Below are 16,458 nucleotides of genomic sequence, written 5' to 3' on the forward strand. Positions count from 1 at the left end.
CGGCCGTTACATAGGGGGCGAGCATTCACTCAAACCCTCATGTGTAGCGACTATTGGCGATCAGTTGACCGGACTCGTGGTCTTTCTGTAGAGGCTTCCGTAATCGTTCCACTCCAGGGAGACCCCGTCAGTGATAACGACGGTGGCCTTTCTGCCATTGGGCACGGAGATCACCGGGAAGATGTTCTTCAGGTTGTCCACGTAGTGCTGTGCCAGGTTGTTCATGGCGGTCTCGGCGCCACCAAAGCCCGCGCGCTGCGCGATATCGCCGCCGGATACACTCTGGCCGGTGCCAATCAGCGAGCCGGTCAGGCTGTTGGAAGTGCTGCCGAACGCAGAACCAAGGCCGCTGAAGAATCCGGCAACGAGACTCCGCCCAAGCAGCGCCCCGTCCTTGTGATCGACCACGCCCCGGATACCCAGCGAGCCGTCGGAATCCACCACGTAGCCCTTGACCTCGGAGCTGAGCACCAGGTGGTTGTCCTTATCCACGCAACTGAGGCGCGACAGGCGCACATAGACGCGCTCCGAGGAGAGATCCCCGTAGGCCGAGCCCAGCACCATGCAGGACTTCACCGAATAGCGCGCCTCGCCGGGCAGCGTGGCGTTGGTCTGCACACGCATCAGCACGGGCTCAGGGTTGGTGCGGGTGTAATCAGAAGATCCCGCATCCAGTCCGTTGAGCAGCACGACCTGCGCATGCGATCCCGGCGGCAGGTAACCTGCGTAGGGGTTGCGGGTATAGGTGGTCTCGACCTCCACGGAATCATCTTCCGGCGCCTTCACGCGAATATGGATCGGGCGCGGCTTTGCGCCCGATCCCGGCTCCCCGGGACGCTCTGCGCCGCGCGGCGGCGGCGGGGGCGGGACCACGGCGCGCGCCTGGTCTTCCGGCTCGTCGCGAACCGGCGGCGGAGGCGGCAGTGGCGTCGGACGCGTGCCCTCGCGCTCGCGAAGCTCCTCGAGCTGGCGCGCAAGCTCCTCCTGAGAGATACCCTGGCCCTCGCGAAGCGATCCGAGCTCCTCACTCTGCTCCTCGAGCTTCTGATTCTGCGTCTCGATGCGCCGCTGTAGCTCCTGGTTCTCGCGCGAGATCGATTCGAGCATGCGCTTGATATCGGCCATCTCCGCCTGGCTGGTCGCCTGCCAGGAGCGCTGGTCGAGATTGCGGGGCGTGGTGTCCACCACCGTATCCCTTCGATCCTGGCGCGCGGTGCGCTCGTATTCCTTGGGGGCGAACAGCATGCTCGACATGATCGAGAGCATCAGCACACCCGCGCCCACGAGCATCCAGCGCTTTTTTACGCTCATCGCGATCTGGGAGGGCCCCTTGATATCGACGTCGAAATCAGAGCCCTTGTCCGGGGCTGCTTGCGTCTTCTGGTTGCCTTTCTTCTCATCAGCCATCGTTACCGACTCCCGAAGAACACGGATTCATCGACCAGGATGAACAGCTTCGGGCTGGCGCGTCGGCTCACGACATCCCCGCCCTCGAGCTGCACGGCCCGAACGCCGCTGCGATAGAATTGAGGCGAGGCCACCACGACGCGCGGGCCCTTGGAGACCAACTTGTAGATGAGCATGCGGTCCGTGCCGTTGCTCCAGGCCTCAAGGGGCTCGGCGTAGAAACTGTCGAACTCCACGGTGGGCAGCGTCTCGACGCGCGTGAAGTTATCCCGATTGCCGCGCACGAACCGCTTGAACGTCTCGAGCAGGTAGCGCTGCTCCTCGGACTGGCTGCGCATGGCGCTCTGGCTGGTATCCACGGCCGAGGTCTTGGGCCTGTCGGACGCGCCGGCCACGCGATGCTCGACCCCCGGGATGGCCGCAGGACGCATGCGCAGTGTGTGCACAGTGCCGTCCTCGAGCTGGACTACCATCTGTACAGTCTGGCGCACCCCCTGGTGCACCTCGAACAGGATCGAGCGATTGCCCCCAAGCGGCACCGGATCGCTCTTGAGCGGCGCGTTCGCAGGGAAGATGATGTCGGTGAACGGAACGGGGAATACCACCCGGTTGTACTCCCGATCAGAGATATCGATCACCCCCTCATCGAGCGCCTCGGCCTGCCCCTCGGCATACACCGGGGAGAGGGTGGCGGCGATCGTGAACAGCAGCAGCAGGATGCCCCGGAGAAAAGCAGTATTAACGCTCATCGGTATTTCCTTCCAGAGTGAGATTGTTGACATACGGCATGCCGTGGAGTGAGCGATACTCGATGCGATAGGAGACGCGCTCGCTGAAGATGAGTTTCTCGGCCTCCCAGCGCATCAACGTCCCAACGACCCGGACAACATTTTTGTTGATCACGCTCGTGCGCGTGGGGCGGAAGGACTGGCTGACATCGTTGCGTCGAAGCTCGCGGCTTTCCCTGAGCAGCTCGACATTGCGTGCCGCATACAGGTCAGGTGAGGCGCGGTTGAGGAATCGCCCGTATTGCTGCTCGACATTCTCCGGCGAGTAGTTCAGCAGCAGCCCGACGTCCGCCAGCGCAATGTAGGTCAGGTAAGACTCATCGGGCGTGCTTGCCCGGGAGATCTCCACGGGTCCTTGCGAGACGGCGAAATCATAAGGCACCAGGGTTGTCGTGGTGTTGAATGAGCTCCACATGAGAAAGAAGCTCTGAACAACCAGCACAGCGCCCAGCACAACAGCCGCGAAGACCCATGCGTTCTTTTCCCTGGACGTGTTTACCAGACTATCGATGAATCTTTTTTTCATAGGACATCCCGCCAATGGACCGACAGCCCGCAGAGAAAGAGCTCATCATTGGATGAATTCATTCTTCCAGGGAGCTGGGAATTTTTTCTTCAGGCAGCTATCGAGCTGCAACCCAAGGCGCCAGAGAAAATGCTGCACAGTGCCCGGCTTTGCGCCGCGCTTGAGCTTCTGGGCGCCCACCAAAACAGCGACGGCCCCGACCGCGCCAAACAGCAAGATCCCCATGACAATTCCGAACCCGAGCATGCAGATGGAAATGACAAACTCTACTGGTTCCCAGAAAAGGATCGGCGTGGGCCGATCAATACCTTTTCCGATGAGGTGTGCTTGTGGGTCGAAGGCCATCGCTTTATGCGCTTAGATCAGCGCACCGGAACCCATGATCGCCTTGATCACGCCGGGGCCCCAGTAGAGAATTGCAGCACCAGCGATACCGGACAGGGCGGGCAGCGGGCTGTTCTTGGCAACACCCATCGCGGCTCCCACTAACAGCATAGTTATGGCCAAGCCAATTCCGAGCGCACCCGAGGCCCATGCGTCCACGGTCTCCATGAACTCCAGGAAGGGGTCGTCGCCGGTGGCCGCCATCGCCACGCCGGACATGAGCATCAGAAACAGGGCAAGCAGAACCCTCTTGTAATGCACGTTATGAACATTGTTGAGCATCTTCTTTCTCCGTGTAGAGTTGATTAACCTCACGACAAGAGCAGGAGGCGCGGGTCGCGGGTTAAGGTGTATAGCGACCCAATTGACGGATTTGCATGAACCGCGGATTTTTCTGCTCAGCGCGCCCCGTAATGCAGGTTGTTCCACCTCTCAAGTACCGTTCGGGCGTACTCCCGGCCGTTCTCGATCGCGAAACCCGCGTTGTATGACATGATCGCCTTGGTCCAGTCCTGATCGTGGTGCTCGTAGTACTTGCGCAGGATCCAGACACCCACCCCGATGTTCACGCACGGCGACCACAGAAGGTCTTGTTCGAAGATCCCGTACTCCTTGAGTGGCTCGATCCAGATCGTGTTGATCTGCATCGGTCCGAGATCATAAGTGCCGTTTCTATTGGGGCCCACTCGTTGCCCGAGCTGCCCGCCTTCCTGCGTCAGAATCGACTGAATCAGCAAAGGAGGGACGTGGTAACGAGCGGAGGCCTGCGCAATGCAGACCTCCGCCGTCTCTTGCGGGAGCGGTTGTGGTGGAGGCATGTCCATCACTGTTCTCCGAAGCGAGCTGGTTGAAAATGAGAGGCGCTACTACGCTTCCCCCTCGCTCTCGGCCTGCGCGTCCGGATCCATGACCAGGTTGACCCGCTCGGCGACCAGCTCGGTCTGAACGAAACCGTCGCTGACGATCCCCTTCATCACGCCCTGGACCCGCCCGCTGATCTCCACGAACGCATCCTCCTCGACCGCGGCACGGCACTTCTCCAGGCGAAACGCAGGAATGCGGATGGGCACGGCGTTGATGAATTCGATGGCGCGGTTCTGCTGACGCTCCCGCTGAGGACCGTACTGCACGAGAATCAGCGCGGACGGATTCTCTTTCTCCGGGATGTGAACGGACCTGATGCGTCCGATGATGTGAAACAGGTTCATTTTGAATCTCCTTTGGATGCAAATATTGTTGACTACTTTGTTAGCGGCTCTTGGATCCGCGAGGATGTATAGCGAGCAGCGCGCGCCTCTTGCGCACGCGAAGCGATTTTTTTCAGAGCGCGGCGGGCACCAGGCAGCAAAAACCCCGCCTGTTGAGACGGGGTCTTTGAGTGTGCGAGCGCCGGAGCAGGCGAGCGGGGCGCAGGGAAGACGATCAGGGCACGAACTGCGGGCTTCCGATCAGCGCCTGGGGGCGGGGCCTGAGAATAAAGACATCGGCGCCTCCCTCGGACGCCGTTGCGCTTCTCTCCGACGATTGCTCATCCGCCTCCTCTTCGCGCGCGTATCGGTGGATCTCGACCCGTCGCTCAAACTCGAAGGTCTCCGGTGTGCTCCTTGCGTAACGATCACCCTGCCCGTGAGTCGCTACGACCTCCCTGCCCAGACGCTCGAGGTACTGCCCAACGGATTGCGCTCTCATCAGGGACAGGTGAAGATTCTCCTGACTGCCTCCCCTCGGATCAGAGAAGCCGTGTAGCGTGTAACGCTCCCCGCCGGGGATTGCCTCAAGAGCGAGCAGCGCGGTTGGCGTGAGTTGCGCGCTGTCCGCCGGGAAGTAGACGATACCGACAAGTGTTTCGCCGGCCACGTGGTACCTGCCGGCCTCCAGTTGCGCCGCGCCCGCAGGGGATGGCTGGTACTCCTGGCCCTGGTCTGCGCTTGATGCGTCCTCCTCCGTGTCTTCGTGCGCGGCCTCGACCCACGCCGCCACCGTTTCAGGCTCAACCTCGCGCTCCTCGGGCGCTTTCACTGCCTGCGCGCTACGCTCGCTTTTCGCCCTTACGATTCGAGCCTCGCCCGTCGCGTCAAACGAGTCCTGGCCCGTCGGGGGCGGATCGAACGGATCCACGATTTCAAGCATCTCCTGGTATCGTGGATGCGCGAAGATCGCGTCACGGTCACGACCCTCAAGGCTTACGGGCCGGCCCGCAGGCTTGTCCGTCTCGGCCTCGGCGAGCGCCTTCGCGGCCGGCGCCTCTTCCGGAGCGGGGTCGATTTCTGCCGTGATTTCAACCGGTTGCGCCACCGGCTTCGGATCAAACGGATCCACGGTGTCGAGCATCTCCTGGTACTGCGGGTGCTTGAAGATCGCATCACGGTCACGGCCGTCGAGGCTCACCGCACGGCGCGCGGGCTTGTCCGTCTCGGGCTCAACGCGCTCCTCCACCGCCGAGGCCTGCCCGACAATCTCGGGCTCGCTTGAAGCGAGAGGGTCTCGCGCAAGGGGCTTCGGATCGAACGGATCCACGATCTCGAGCATCTCCCGGTACCGCGGGTGGGCGAAGATCGCATCACGGTCACGGCCGTCGAGGCTCACAGGTCTGCCCGCAGGCTTGTCTGGCGCATCGCCTTGGCGCGACTCGACATCACTCTCAGTGACTTTTTTCTTCAAAGCGGCCCTGGCCGCAGGCTCCTCCCGGTCAAGGCCCGCGTGCTGACCGTCAACGGGTTTCTGCGCATGTGCGAGTTCGGCAGCCTCCTTCGCGTGCGCCAGTGCCTCACGGCGCGCGGCCCCCGGCACAGACGCTTTCACCTCGCCGGGCGCTTCCACGTGCACATCCACGCGTCGATCACGCCAAAGCTCGTCTGCGGGCACATCGTCTTGCACCACACCCAGCCCCTCGACTTCGCTGACCTGCGCACCCAGGCCGAGCAGGTACTGAGAGACCGCATAGGCGCGGCGTTGCGCCAGCCTTCGATTCATTTCTCGGTCGCCTCTATGGTCCGCGTAGCCACGCAGCGCGTAGCGTGCATCCGGGGACAGAGTCCTGAGGGTCTCGATCGCCGTTTCAGTCAATCGAGCGCTGGCCGTATCGAAATGGATGGAGGCAACCACGTCGCCTTCCAGGGCCTCGTCTTCATGAGAGGGCACTGTCTTGCGTTCATGAGGCTTCGGATCGAACGGATCCACGATCTCGAGCATCTCCCGGTACCGTGGGTGCGCGAAGATCGCATCACGGTCACGGCCGTCGAGGCTCACCGCCGGGCGGGCGGGCTTGTCCGTCTCGGGCCCGGCGGGTGCCTTCGCGTCCGGCGCCTCTTCCGTGGCGGGTTCGATTTCTGCCGTGATTTCAACCGGTTGCGCCTCCGGCTTCGGATCAAACGGATCCACGGTATCGAGCATCTCCTGGTACTGCGGGTGCTCGAAGATCGCATCACGGTCACGGCCGTCAAGGCTCACGGGTCTGCCCGTAGGCTTGTCCGTCTCGGGCTCGCCGCTCGCTGGCGTCATCGCGTCCTGATCGACAATCTCAGGCTCACTCGAAGCGACAGGGTCCCTCGCCTCAGATTTCGGATCGAATGGATCCACGATCTCCAACATCTCCCGGTACCGCGGATGCTCGAAGATCGCATCGCGATCACGACCCTCAAGGTTCACGGGCCGGGGCGCAGGCCGTGGCGTCTCGACTTGCGGTGCGCGCTCAAGCTCGGCGCCGCCCTCGGGCGTCTCGGCGCCGATGCCTGGCGCCTCTTCGGGCGCCACGGCCGCGTGCACATCCTCGCTGCCCTCGGGTTCCTTCACGGTGCCCGGCTCAAAAGACGCTTCTCTCGCATCGGGCGCGGCCACCGGCTCGATTGCCGCATCGAGATGGCTGTCGGGAAGCAGGTCATACTCACCCAGTTGGCGAAAGTCGTTCGCGCGCGCCCCGGGCATCCAGTTGGTCGAGGGCATGACGATCACGTTGTTGTGCTCTCGTCGCTCTGTAACGACCCCGTAGCCGGCTTCCATGGGCTGGTAGACAGGCTCGGGAAGGGCCCCGGAGGCATCCTCCGGCTGGGTGGCGAGCAGGCCGCAGCCGGTGACCGCCAGGGCGATTGCCAGTACCAGGAGTTGCTTCATTGGTTCTCTCCTAATTCCTTGAGCTTTGCTTCGATACGCCCGCGAAAGGCAGAGCCGACCGGTTGATCGTCGTGACGTTCAAGCGTGTAGACGGGCCGCCCGTCCTGGATGAATACATAGGAAGGCAGGAGGTTCACACGCGCCATGTGCGCCAGGCGCAGCGCCCGCTGATGTGCCTCGCGCGCCTCCTCGGAGCGGGCAGCGACCTGGAGCTGGGCGAGGTTGAAGGTACGGGTGGAGGGGGCTCGCCCAAGAAACTCCAGCACCTGAGCCTCGGTTTCCATCGGCAGCTGGTCATCCTGCGCGCCACGATAGAGCGCCTCTTTCACGCGCTCTGCGGCCTCGGCGCCCAACTGACGTGCGCCGTAGTAGATGAGCTCTCGCGTGTCGTTGTGCTCGGACAGGGAGATCGGCGCGAAGCGAAACGCCCCGCCGTACTGACGCACCGCTGTTTCGAGGTGGTCGTGCCACCGACTCATGGCCCGGCAGTAGGGGCACGAGAAGTTCGCGACCTCGACCAGGAAAATGCTATTCATCGCACCCCGGGGCTCGCGAGAAGCGCCCACAGCCCAGTTCGCCCAGGGCGCGAGCAGGAGTGCAGAGACAAATCGCCGGCGGTCCACGATCAGTCCTCGCTCTCCGCGGGAGGCACCTCGGACACGACGCCGTCCTCCTTCATGGCGTCGATGTAGTCGCGCTCATAGAAGGCGCGCCAGAGCGTGTACTGACAGCCGTAATCGAGCTTCTCGAACGATTCTCTGACCGTCACCTGTCCATCCGGCACGGTCAGCGCGGTCACCGACACCGCCAGGTTGCCGGTCCACTCGATGGGCGCACAGGCCCGCTCGATCCGGGTGCTGGAATCAGGCGCGAGGAACATCCACCCGATGTAAACGATCACGAGCAGGGAGAAGATCTGTCCGAAAATGGTCTTTCCTGGCATTTCGAAGAAGCCTCTTTATAGTGAAAAATCAACCCCTTAGGGGAAACACGTTTCAGGTCTGGCCCGGCGCCCTCAGGCCACAAGAAAGCCGGTGCTGCAAGCGCGCCGCCCGGCCAGCGCCCCGGGGCTTTGCGCCTCGACAGGTGTGGCGGACCCTCGCGCTGCCCGTGTATAGCGAATATTTCCCGCACCTGTACCGCCTCTGAAGCGGGCGGCGTAGCGGCCGGGGCGGGGCGCCGGCGGGGCTTGTTCTCGAGAGGGGGTTAGCGAGCGCCCGGGGGCGATGCTCGCTTATGCGCTGAGCGCTGCGGCGTCGGCAATCCGGTGGAAAGGGGGCAGGGAGTCGAGCATGCGACCCACCCGCTCGATCTCAAGCAGGCGGTCATCGAGCAGGGTCAGGCGGCCCACGTCGGTTTCCCGGCGAATGAGTCGCCCTGCGGCCTGGATGAGCTTTCGCGTGGCCTCGGGCATGATGTTCGCCTCGAAGTGCTCACTGCCGTAATGCTCGCGCACTGCCTCGCGGATGGGGTCGTTGGGATGCTCGAACGGAATACGGGTAATGATCACATGCCGACAGTACGCACCCGGAAGATCCACCCCTTCCGAGAGCGTGGCCACACCGAACAGTACGCTACCGTCTCCGGAATCGATCCGTGCGCGGTGCTCACGGACCTGGCTCTGATGGCCGCGGGGTTTTTGCGCGATCACCTGGGCGCGCAGCGGGTGCGCCATTCGCGCGCGCGTCATCTCCATGATCTGGCGGCTGGTGAACAGCACAAGCGTGGCCTCCCTGGGGTCGATGTTCGCCGAGAGCCATGCCGCCAGCAGCGCCGTGTATCGCGCATATCCCTGAGGATCCCTGGGCGGGCGCATGCCAAGCCTCGGGATGTGCAGCACGCTCTTCTCGTAGGGGAAGATGTGCGGAAGGGCCAGGTAACGGGTGGAGGAGGGCAGTCCTGCCCTGCGTGCAAAAAACGAGAAGTCCCCCTCCACGCGCAGGGTTGCCGAAACGAGCACGGTTCGGGAGATCACGGCGAACAGGTCGGGTTCAAGGACTTGCGCCCCCTCAAGGGGCCCTGTGCAGATCGTGTACTGCGTCTTTCTGTCGTGCGTCTCGACCCCGACCCATCGAACAGAGGTGTCTTGATCGGCAAACTGCTTGAGCCCGGAGAGGTAGTGCTCGAGCTTTGCGCTCAGGCTCAACGACTCGACCTCGAGTTTGCGCGCAAGCTCGGGCTCCGTGGCGGCAACATGCCCAAGCGCGTGAGCGACCTTCTTCAGGGTCAGCGAGATGAACCATCCGGGGCGGGTGACCTCGGAGATCAAAACAGCAAGATCCTCCGGGCATTCGGCGAATCTGTGATAAGGCCCGGCCCCGGCGTCCGGGAAGACGTTGCTCAGCCACCCGCCGAGATCCCTGATCACGCGCGTGAACTTGCGACTGGTAAGCACCTGATACCACCCGGTGACATCGACCAGCACCGAGAGGGGGGTGAGGGGCGCGCACTTCTCCGCAAGCTCTGCGATCTGGCGGGCAAGGTAGAGCCCGTCGCGCACCGCGATGCGCGTCTTTGCGTGCTCTACCGCCTTGCTGGGGAGGTGGTGGGCCTCATCGATCACCAGCATGTAGTCGGAGACAGGAAACACCGGCTCCGCCCCGTTTCGCCGCGCCTTGAGATCGACAAGAACCATGTCGTGATTGGCGATGATGATGCGCGCGCCGGCGAGCGAGCGACGCGCGCTGTAGAACGGGCACGCCTTCTCATAGGCCCAGCATTTCTCGCCGATGCATGTCTCGGGCGATGAGCGAACCGCCTCCCATATCGCGGGGGGCTCACCGTCCCAGGCGTCCACGTCCCCCTGCCATGCCCCGGCCCTCCATACCCCAAGCAGACGTTCCGCGCCGCGCTTCTCCGCGGGCATGCGCGGGTCGAGCTCTTCGCTGCCAAAACCGAAGAGATCCTCCTGGCGCTGGATGGGGCGAAGCGGGTGTCCGGCGATCCTCTGCGCTTCGTGCAAGCACATGTAGCGCCCCCGGCCCTTGGCGAGCACCATGTCATCGCTACCCAGAAATCCCATCCGGGTCAGCACGGGGATGTCCTTGTCAAAGAGCTGGGCCTGGAGCGCAACCGTATTGGTCGCCACCACGATCGGCATGACATCCTTGCCTTCGCGCTCACGAATCCCCTGAACGGCGATCGCCGCGATCAGATAGGCCAGGGACTTGCCGGTGCCGGTGGGCGCTTCGGCGCACAGCACGCGCCCCTTCAGGAGCGCCTCCATGATCTCCTGGGAGAGTCTTACCTGCTCATCGCGCCAGCCAAATCCCGCGCTCTCGCCGAGGCGTCGATACGCCTCCACGATATCCGGGTGAAACTGGCTGTGCTCAGGAGTCATGAAAGGGTGTCGTCCGCGCTGATGAGTTGAGAGACGCATAGTATAGCACCGGTAACCGGCGACTTACGAGGCTCGCTCCGGCCTCGCAAGGCGGGCGAAGAAAAGCCCCTCCCGAGGAGGGGCTTGTGAATAGCGTTGATGCGTAACCCCTTGATCTAAAAGGGGATTTCATCTCCAAATGGGTCGAATTCCTGGGAAGCAGGCGGGGCGCTCTGCTGAGCCTGCGGCTGAGCCTGCGGCTGAGCATGTGCACCGGAGCCCTGGCCGCCGCGCGCACCGAGCATCTGCATCTCGTTGGCGACGATCTCCGTGGAGTAGCGGTCCTGGCCACTCTGGTCCTGCCACTTGCGGGTCTGAAGACGGCCCTCGACGTAGACCATCGAGCCCTTCTTGAGATACTCGCCCGCGATCTCCGCCAGGCGCCCGAAGAACACCACGCGATGCCATTCGGTCTTCTCCTGGCGCTCGCCGCTGTTCTTGTCTCGCCACTTCTCCGTGGTGGCGAGGCTCACGTTGGTCACGGCGCCGCCGTTGGGCGTGTGCCGCACCTCGGGGTCGTTGCCGAGGTTCCCCACCAATATCACCTTGTTAACCATACGTCCTCCTGTTATTGCGGACCCTAATGCCCGTGTTGTGTATAGGTACCGCGAAAGCCGCTTAGGCCAACGCCCCGGGGTTTGCTCCCTGGCGGGTCGCTATACCTCCTGAGTTCAGCTGACAAAGGACATAGCGATGAAATTGAGGTACTTGATCGCGGGTTACCTGATCGGTAACGTGCCGCAACGCCTGGGGCGAAAGGCCTGGATCCTGACGCAATCAGGGCGAAGGTTCTATCCGATCGCGCCGCGCGCAGAAGACGTGGTGATCGAGGATATCGCCCATGCGCTTGCAAACATGTGCCGCTTCAACGGCCATTGTTCGGACTACTACTCGGTGGCCCAGCACTCGGTGCTGGTCAGCGAAGCGGTAGAGCGCGCTTTGCCTGGGGACCCGATGGCGGCGCTACAGGGCTTGCTCCACGACGCGACCGAGGCCTATCTTCCCGATGTGCCCTCGCCCGTGAAGCCCTTTCTCTTTGGCTTCAAGCGCATCGAGAACAGAGTCATGGCAGCCCTCTGCCAGGCCCTTCACATTCCGCAGGCGTTCCCTCCTGAAATAAAGGCCGCGGATCTGGCCATTCTCTGGGATGAGGCGCGCGCGCTGCTCAAGGAGCCTCCCAGTGACTGGCATGTCCCGGTAATCCCGCTGGGCGTGCAGATAAGTCCCTGGGAGCCGAAGAAAGCGAAGCGATTGTTCATGGATCGCTTCAGATCACTGCTTGCGCAGCTCAAATACGCGCAGGCCGCTTAACCATTCCCCCTCGCCGGCGCCTTTTGGTGCCGGCTTTCTTTGCGCCCCGCCGCGCTCGCTATATTTGGCGTAGAGGCAACAAAATCAGAGCGAGGCTGGATTATGAGAGACACACAACAGAAGGATTTTCTTGATCCTCACTCGAGCACTCGAGTGGTCAATGTCCGAGACGAGAAGGCAGACGTCTACATCGGGCGCGGCAGCGCTTACGGCAATCCCTTTCTTGTGCAGCGCTACGGCCGTGATGGATGTATCGCGCAGTTTCGCGCCTGGATCCGCGAGCAGCCTGAGCTGCTACGTCATGTGCGCGAGACCCTGCCCGGGAAGAGCCTGGGGTGTCATTGCGCACCGCAGGCCTGTCACGGCGACGTGCTCAAGGAGATCGCCGACGGGCTGTGGGATGCCCGTATCCCACCAGAGCCGGTGTTCGTATTCGGCTCCAATGAGGCGGGACGCCATGGCGCCGGCGCTGCCCGTTTTGCGCAAACCACCAGAGGTGCCGAGCCCGGCGTCGGAGTAGGCCCTACGGGGTCTGCTTATGCGCTGCCGACGAAGGATAAGCAGATCGAGACCCTTGAGCTTGATGCGGTGCGCCGCTATGTGCAGAGCTTCCTGGCGCACGCACGTGCCCACCCTGATCAGCTCTTTCAGGTGACGCGCATCGGCTGCGGCCTGGCCGGGTTTGATGATGCGCAGATCGCTCCGCTGTTCAAGGAGCGCTCTGCCAACGTCCTACTCCCCGGGATCTGGCTCGCGCTGGAGAACCCGCGGCTCGCGCGGGTTGTGGTTGCTGGCTCGAGGGGATTCGAGGATTATCGGTTGCTTGAAGAACGGCTCACGCGGATCCTCGACGGATTGGCGCAATCCGGCGCCTCGATCGAGATCGTCTCAGGAGGGGCCAAAGGGGCTGACACCCTGGGTGAGCGTTTCGCGCTGGAGCATGGTTACCCGATCCGGCGCATGCCGGCCCCGTGGCACCGCTACGGCAAGCGCGCCGGCATGATCAGAAACCAGCTAATGAGCTGGTACGCCACGCACCTGGTGGCCTTCTGGGACGGGGTCTCCCCGGGAACGAAAATGATGGTCGATACCGCTGGACAGGATAAGATCAAGACAAGGGTGGTTCGCGCAAACCCTCTCGAGCGGGGGTGAGAACGCCTGGCAATAGGAGGAAAGCATGCAGTATGTCGTGATGAACGAGAACACGTTGGGGATCATCAGGGAATCCAGCCCTCAGGCGCTGGAGGTGCTCGCGGGATCCGTACTCAAGGGAGGCCACGACCCAAAGAACGGCATGGTCGCGGTGTCAATGAGGCCCGGCGCCCTGCGCCCGGCGACCAAGGCTGATTTCGAAGCGTTTCGAGTCTCCGCGAAAGGGCATTTGGAGTAATTCACAAAGAGCCTCGCAACCTGCAAAGCGTTGCGGGGCTCTTTCTATGATATGGCTTTCGCCACCTCTGAATAAGGGCGCCTCTCGAACCAAGCGGTTGGAGGGGCGCTGAGTCGCGCATTAGCGCGTGAGTTACGCGTGGTAATCCACGCCGTTTCTGGCCCTGCTCAGAATAGTCTGAAACGCGAGATTACGCTCCGGCGCGTCGAGTACTTCGCGGAGCTTTTCATGCGCCGCATCCCGGCCTTTCTCGCACAGCACTCGCTCGAGTAAAGGCCAGTGCTGAAGCAGCGCACGCCAGCAACCGCTTTGCTCCTGAGCCATCTCATCCAGGCGCTTGCGCCACCCCGGAAACCCGTTCAGTAGGAGTACGCAGGTTGCGAAATCCCGCCCCGTGGCTGGGTGGTGGCGCCGCGTCATGGGCTTTGCGGACATACGGGAGAGCAGTGTTCTGGCCCCTGTATGCTCGAGCACTGCGGGATGTCGCATAACGAATCCCAAGATCTCGCTGTCGCTTGGATTTTTCATTTGTCCCCTTTCCTGTGATTTTTCTCACATAGCAAGGTGTAGCGAATTCCCGGGGCGTCTCTGACCATACAGAGGGGCGCCATTTCGGCGCCCCGGACAGACCTATCGTGTGTCTGCTGCTCAAGACTCCAACGCATCGAGCGCCTTCTTGAATCGGTTGGCATGCGATCGTTCAGCCTTCGCGAGCGTTTCGAACCAGTCGGCGATCTCGTCAAATCCCTCGTCACGGGCGACCTTCGCCATGCCCGGGTACATATCTGTGTACTCATGGGTCTCCCCGTGAATGGCGGATTCGAGATTCGCGCGGGTGGCGCCAAAAGGCATACCTGTGGCTGGGTCCCCGGCCGCCTCCAGGTATTCCATGTGCCCGTGGGCATGCCCTGTCTCACCTTCCGCGGTAGCGCGAAATAGAGTCGCCACCTCGCTCAGGCCTTCGACATCAGCCTTGTTTGCAAAATAGAGATAACGCCGGTTGGCTTGTGCTTCCCCGGCAAACGCCTCCTTCAGGGAAGTTTCGGTACGACTGCCTTTGAGTTCCATGCATCCTCCTTTTGATGTGCTTGTAGAACGGGTGTCTTCCGTATAGCGATAGAGCAAATAATCCAAGACCTAGAAACCTATGAATATTAACTATGATGAAGATAGGGAAAACCTAAACAGCGCGGCGCCAGTTGCGCTCGGCGCTGTCTTCTTTGCCCGGCGCTCAGCCGGGCTGGTCAACTTAGTCGTTTCATACCCCTCGCCAGGCTTGCGCCTTGCACACGAAGAAAAGCCCCGCAATCGCGTGGATTGGCGGGGCTTCGTTTCATGCAAGGAGCTGCTGCCGGGGTTACCAGTTCGTCGGCGGGCAGTTCGCGGTGCAGACCTGGACTTCGATCTGATGGAACATAAGGGTATCCAAGAGCCAGTCCTCTGAGCCGTCGGTCATCACCTCGAGACCGAAGATATCGTCGGTATAGCCACCCCAGTCAGGGTACGGCATCTCGGCGGTGAACGTCACATTGGTATACGGCGGGTTCGTGTATGGCTCCAGCCACTCCTTGCCCCAGGACATGATGACGCCCATATCCGCCCACGCCGACGGATCGCTCTCATCAAGGCTTGCGGTCAAGCGAACAGCATAAAGGGGCATATTGGCGATATTCGGGCTGTAGTCCCAGCTGAGCGGTTCTCCAGCCGAGTACATGACAATATAAGTCGACCAGTAGGGCGCGGTCATCGTCCACGTGCTGCCATCCCACTGGAACATGTTCTCGCTCCCGGGGTCTGCACTGTAGGGCTGCCAGTGCTGCGGATCCGTGATATCAACCCAGGACAACACAGGATCGCCACCTTCGCCGCCGCCTTCGCCGCCGCCTTCACCGCCACCTTCACCACCTTCGCCTCCGGATCCTCCGGAACCCAAGGCCTGGGAAATGCAGTCGCTGCCGCTGCCGGTCATTCCAGGCATGGCGACGGAAAAGCAGTACGAGGTCTCATCACTGTGAGACACCCCGGGTAGCATCAGGGCCGCAAGGGCAGCCAAAAGAAAAAGTCTTTTCATCGAAATCTCCGTTGTAGTTGAGTACGAGCCTCTGCCTGGCTCACCCTGGAGCGCATGCAGCCGCGGTTTGGTTTGTAAGAGGTATAGGTACCGATGCGCCCGAATCATCCGGGCACACCAACCTCCGGCGCCCTTGTGTAGCGAATCCTTCCCGCGCATTTGCACCAAAACTGAGACGCCCGTGCGGCCTTCGGCTTTCGCAGTCAATCCTCCCCGGCTGGTTGCTATACAGGGGCATGAAAGACTGCAACCGGGTTTGCCATGCCAAGGCTCAGTGACGCTCTCTCTCACCGTCTCGGCGCGGCCATCAACACTGCTTTTACACATCCCGCACCGAGCAATATCGCGGCCGTCGTCAATCTGTCAGCAGGGCTTGCTCCAGACGAAGCCTTGGCGCGCGTCGGCTACCGCTATACCCGCCAGCTGCGCAACGCCAACTCCCCCGAGCAACGCCTGCTACTCTCCAGCGTCTTTGATCAGATCAAGGAGGCGCTTACTCGAAACGCGCTCCATCGCCAGGACTGGTTCTACGGATACAGCGACGGGTCCAGCAAGCGATGCGGGACCCCTGTGCCAGACTCCGGAGTGGGCGGGGTCATCTACGACCCCGACAAGCACCCAATTCACGCGTTCAGTGAGTACCGAAAGGGACTTACGTCTTATGAGTCCGAACTCACCGCGCTCCTGCTGCTCCTTGAGGAAGCGCTGTCGTTGGGTGTGATGCGCTTGTACGCCCATGTCGACTGTCGCTCGCTTGCCGACATGATCGAGCACAAGCCCTATGACGAGCGCATCCTTCCGCTGACCGAGCGCCTGAGCGATTTCTGCGCAGTGCGCCTGATCGTGATCCCGCGCAAAAACAACCGGGTGGCGGATCGCCTGGCGCACAAGGCTTGCAGCTCCGGGGGCGTCGGGCTGAATCAGAAGCCCACCGGAGCCTGGCTCGCAAAGGCCGGCGCGGCGCAGGTCGCCGATGCCGCCGTGTAGTCCGGGCGGGCCCCGCCTCGGGGCGCGCCCCTTGATTCTCCTTTAGAAGCGGCGGTTACCTGTGCTATACTTGTGCATTCCTACGCGAACTTCCTCTTTAGAAAG

Annotated in this window: 19 protein-coding genes; 4 read left to right on the top strand and 15 right to left on the bottom strand. The window is 62.2% G+C overall.

Translation table 11 applies throughout. The annotated features are described in order from the left end of the window. Window positions 1-60 precede the first annotated feature (60 nt). The 12 genes from THITHI_RS0117225 to ssb all read right to left on the bottom strand — a co-directional run bounded on the left by THITHI_RS0117225 (window position 61) and on the right by ssb (window position 11,151). Window positions 61-1,407: a TraB/VirB10 family protein gene (locus tag THITHI_RS0117225; RefSeq protein ID WP_018234308.1), complete on the bottom strand. Its 1,347-nt coding sequence runs from the start codon at window positions 1,405-1,407 to the stop codon at window positions 61-63. A gap of 2 nt (window positions 1,408-1,409) precedes the next feature. Continuing rightward, complete coding sequence (locus tag THITHI_RS0117230) at window positions 1,410-2,156, bottom strand: TraK domain-containing protein (protein WP_018234309.1); 747 nt, start codon at window positions 2,154-2,156, stop codon at window positions 1,410-1,412. After that, entirely contained in the window at window positions 2,146-2,721 is a 576-nt protein-coding gene (locus THITHI_RS0117235) for a TraE/TraK family type IV conjugative transfer system protein (protein WP_018234310.1), read from the bottom strand. Before THITHI_RS0117235 ends, THITHI_RS0117230 begins: the two co-directional genes overlap by 11 nt. A gap of 45 nt (window positions 2,722-2,766) precedes the next feature. Next, complete coding sequence (gene traL, locus THITHI_RS0117240; protein WP_018234311.1) at window positions 2,767-3,066, bottom strand: type IV conjugative transfer system protein TraL; 300 nt, start codon at window positions 3,064-3,066, stop codon at window positions 2,767-2,769. A gap of 12 nt (window positions 3,067-3,078) precedes the next feature. Continuing rightward, on the bottom strand, window positions 3,079-3,387 hold the full coding sequence (traA, locus tag THITHI_RS0117245; protein WP_018234312.1) for a TraA family conjugative transfer protein: 309 nt from the start codon (window positions 3,385-3,387) through the stop codon (window positions 3,079-3,081). 116 nt (window positions 3,388-3,503) lie between these two features. Continuing rightward, the gene (locus THITHI_RS19455; RefSeq protein ID WP_051080012.1) at window positions 3,504-3,929 is read right to left on the bottom strand and encodes a lytic transglycosylase domain-containing protein; all 426 of its coding nucleotides are present in this window, start codon (window positions 3,927-3,929) and stop codon (window positions 3,504-3,506) included. 42 nt (window positions 3,930-3,971) lie between these two features. After that, complete coding sequence (locus THITHI_RS0117255; RefSeq protein ID WP_018234314.1) at window positions 3,972-4,313, bottom strand: hypothetical protein; 342 nt, start codon at window positions 4,311-4,313, stop codon at window positions 3,972-3,974. Window positions 4,314-4,527: 214 nt separating this feature from the next. After that, window positions 4,528-7,215, bottom strand: a complete 2,688-nt coding sequence (locus THITHI_RS19965; protein WP_018234315.1) for an OmpA family protein — start codon at window positions 7,213-7,215, stop codon at window positions 4,528-4,530. Beyond that, window positions 7,212-7,751 (bottom strand): thioredoxin domain-containing protein, encoded by a 540-nt coding sequence (locus tag THITHI_RS0117265; protein WP_018234316.1) that lies wholly within the window; start codon window positions 7,749-7,751, stop codon window positions 7,212-7,214. Before THITHI_RS0117265 ends, THITHI_RS19965 begins: the two co-directional genes overlap by 4 nt. Window positions 7,752-7,840: 89 nt before the next feature. Then, entirely contained in the window at window positions 7,841-8,158 is a 318-nt protein-coding gene (locus tag THITHI_RS19465; protein ID WP_018234317.1) for a hypothetical protein, read from the bottom strand. 291 nt (window positions 8,159-8,449) lie between these two features. Next, window positions 8,450-10,555 carry an ATP-dependent DNA helicase gene (locus tag THITHI_RS0117275; RefSeq protein ID WP_018234318.1) on the bottom strand — a complete coding sequence of 702 codons (2,106 nt, stop codon included), beginning with the start codon at window positions 10,553-10,555 and terminating at the stop codon, window positions 8,450-8,452. Window positions 10,556-10,710: 155 nt separating this feature from the next. Beyond that, entirely contained in the window at window positions 10,711-11,151 is a 441-nt protein-coding gene (gene ssb, locus THITHI_RS0117280; RefSeq protein ID WP_018234319.1) for a single-stranded DNA-binding protein, read from the bottom strand. A 136-nt stretch (window positions 11,152-11,287) separates the two neighbouring features. Here ssb and THITHI_RS0117285 point away from each other — a divergent pair, with 136 nt between their 5' ends. The 3 genes from THITHI_RS0117285 to THITHI_RS0117305 all read left to right on the top strand — a co-directional run bounded on the left by THITHI_RS0117285 (window position 11,288) and on the right by THITHI_RS0117305 (window position 13,295). Further along, on the top strand, window positions 11,288-11,905 hold the full coding sequence (locus THITHI_RS0117285; RefSeq protein WP_018234320.1) for a hypothetical protein: 618 nt from the start codon (window positions 11,288-11,290) through the stop codon (window positions 11,903-11,905). Between the two features lie 102 nt (window positions 11,906-12,007). Continuing rightward, a complete protein-coding gene (locus tag THITHI_RS19970; RefSeq protein ID WP_051080013.1) occupies window positions 12,008-13,057 on the top strand; it encodes an A1S_2505 family phage non-structural protein in 1,050 nt (349 codons plus the stop codon). A gap of 25 nt (window positions 13,058-13,082) precedes the next feature. After that, window positions 13,083-13,295: a hypothetical protein gene (locus THITHI_RS0117305; protein WP_018234321.1), complete on the top strand. Its 213-nt coding sequence runs from the start codon at window positions 13,083-13,085 to the stop codon at window positions 13,293-13,295. Between the two features lie 132 nt (window positions 13,296-13,427). On the opposite strand, the gene THITHI_RS20890 is transcribed toward THITHI_RS0117305, so the two are convergent. From THITHI_RS20890 to THITHI_RS20895, 3 genes are all read right to left on the bottom strand, one after another. After that, the gene (locus tag THITHI_RS20890; protein ID WP_018234322.1) at window positions 13,428-13,823 is read right to left on the bottom strand and encodes a hypothetical protein; all 396 of its coding nucleotides are present in this window, start codon (window positions 13,821-13,823) and stop codon (window positions 13,428-13,430) included. A gap of 120 nt (window positions 13,824-13,943) precedes the next feature. Continuing rightward, window positions 13,944-14,363, bottom strand: a complete 420-nt coding sequence (locus tag THITHI_RS0117315) for a rubrerythrin family protein (RefSeq protein WP_018234323.1) — start codon at window positions 14,361-14,363, stop codon at window positions 13,944-13,946. Window positions 14,364-14,652: 289 nt separating this feature from the next. Continuing rightward, window positions 14,653-15,366, bottom strand: coding sequence for a hypothetical protein (locus tag THITHI_RS20895; protein WP_018234324.1), 714 nt, complete (start codon window positions 15,364-15,366; stop codon window positions 14,653-14,655). A gap of 261 nt (window positions 15,367-15,627) precedes the next feature. Between THITHI_RS20895 and THITHI_RS0117325 the strand changes: the two genes are divergently transcribed. Continuing rightward, entirely contained in the window at window positions 15,628-16,353 is a 726-nt protein-coding gene (locus THITHI_RS0117325) for a ribonuclease H family protein (RefSeq protein ID WP_083908810.1), read from the top strand. Window positions 16,354-16,458 lie beyond the last annotated feature (105 nt).

It is taken from the genome of Thioalkalivibrio thiocyanodenitrificans ARhD 1 (assembly GCF_000378965.1).
In the GTDB taxonomy this organism is placed as follows: domain Bacteria; phylum Pseudomonadota; class Gammaproteobacteria; order Ectothiorhodospirales; family Ectothiorhodospiraceae; genus Thioalkalivibrio_A; species Thioalkalivibrio_A thiocyanodenitrificans.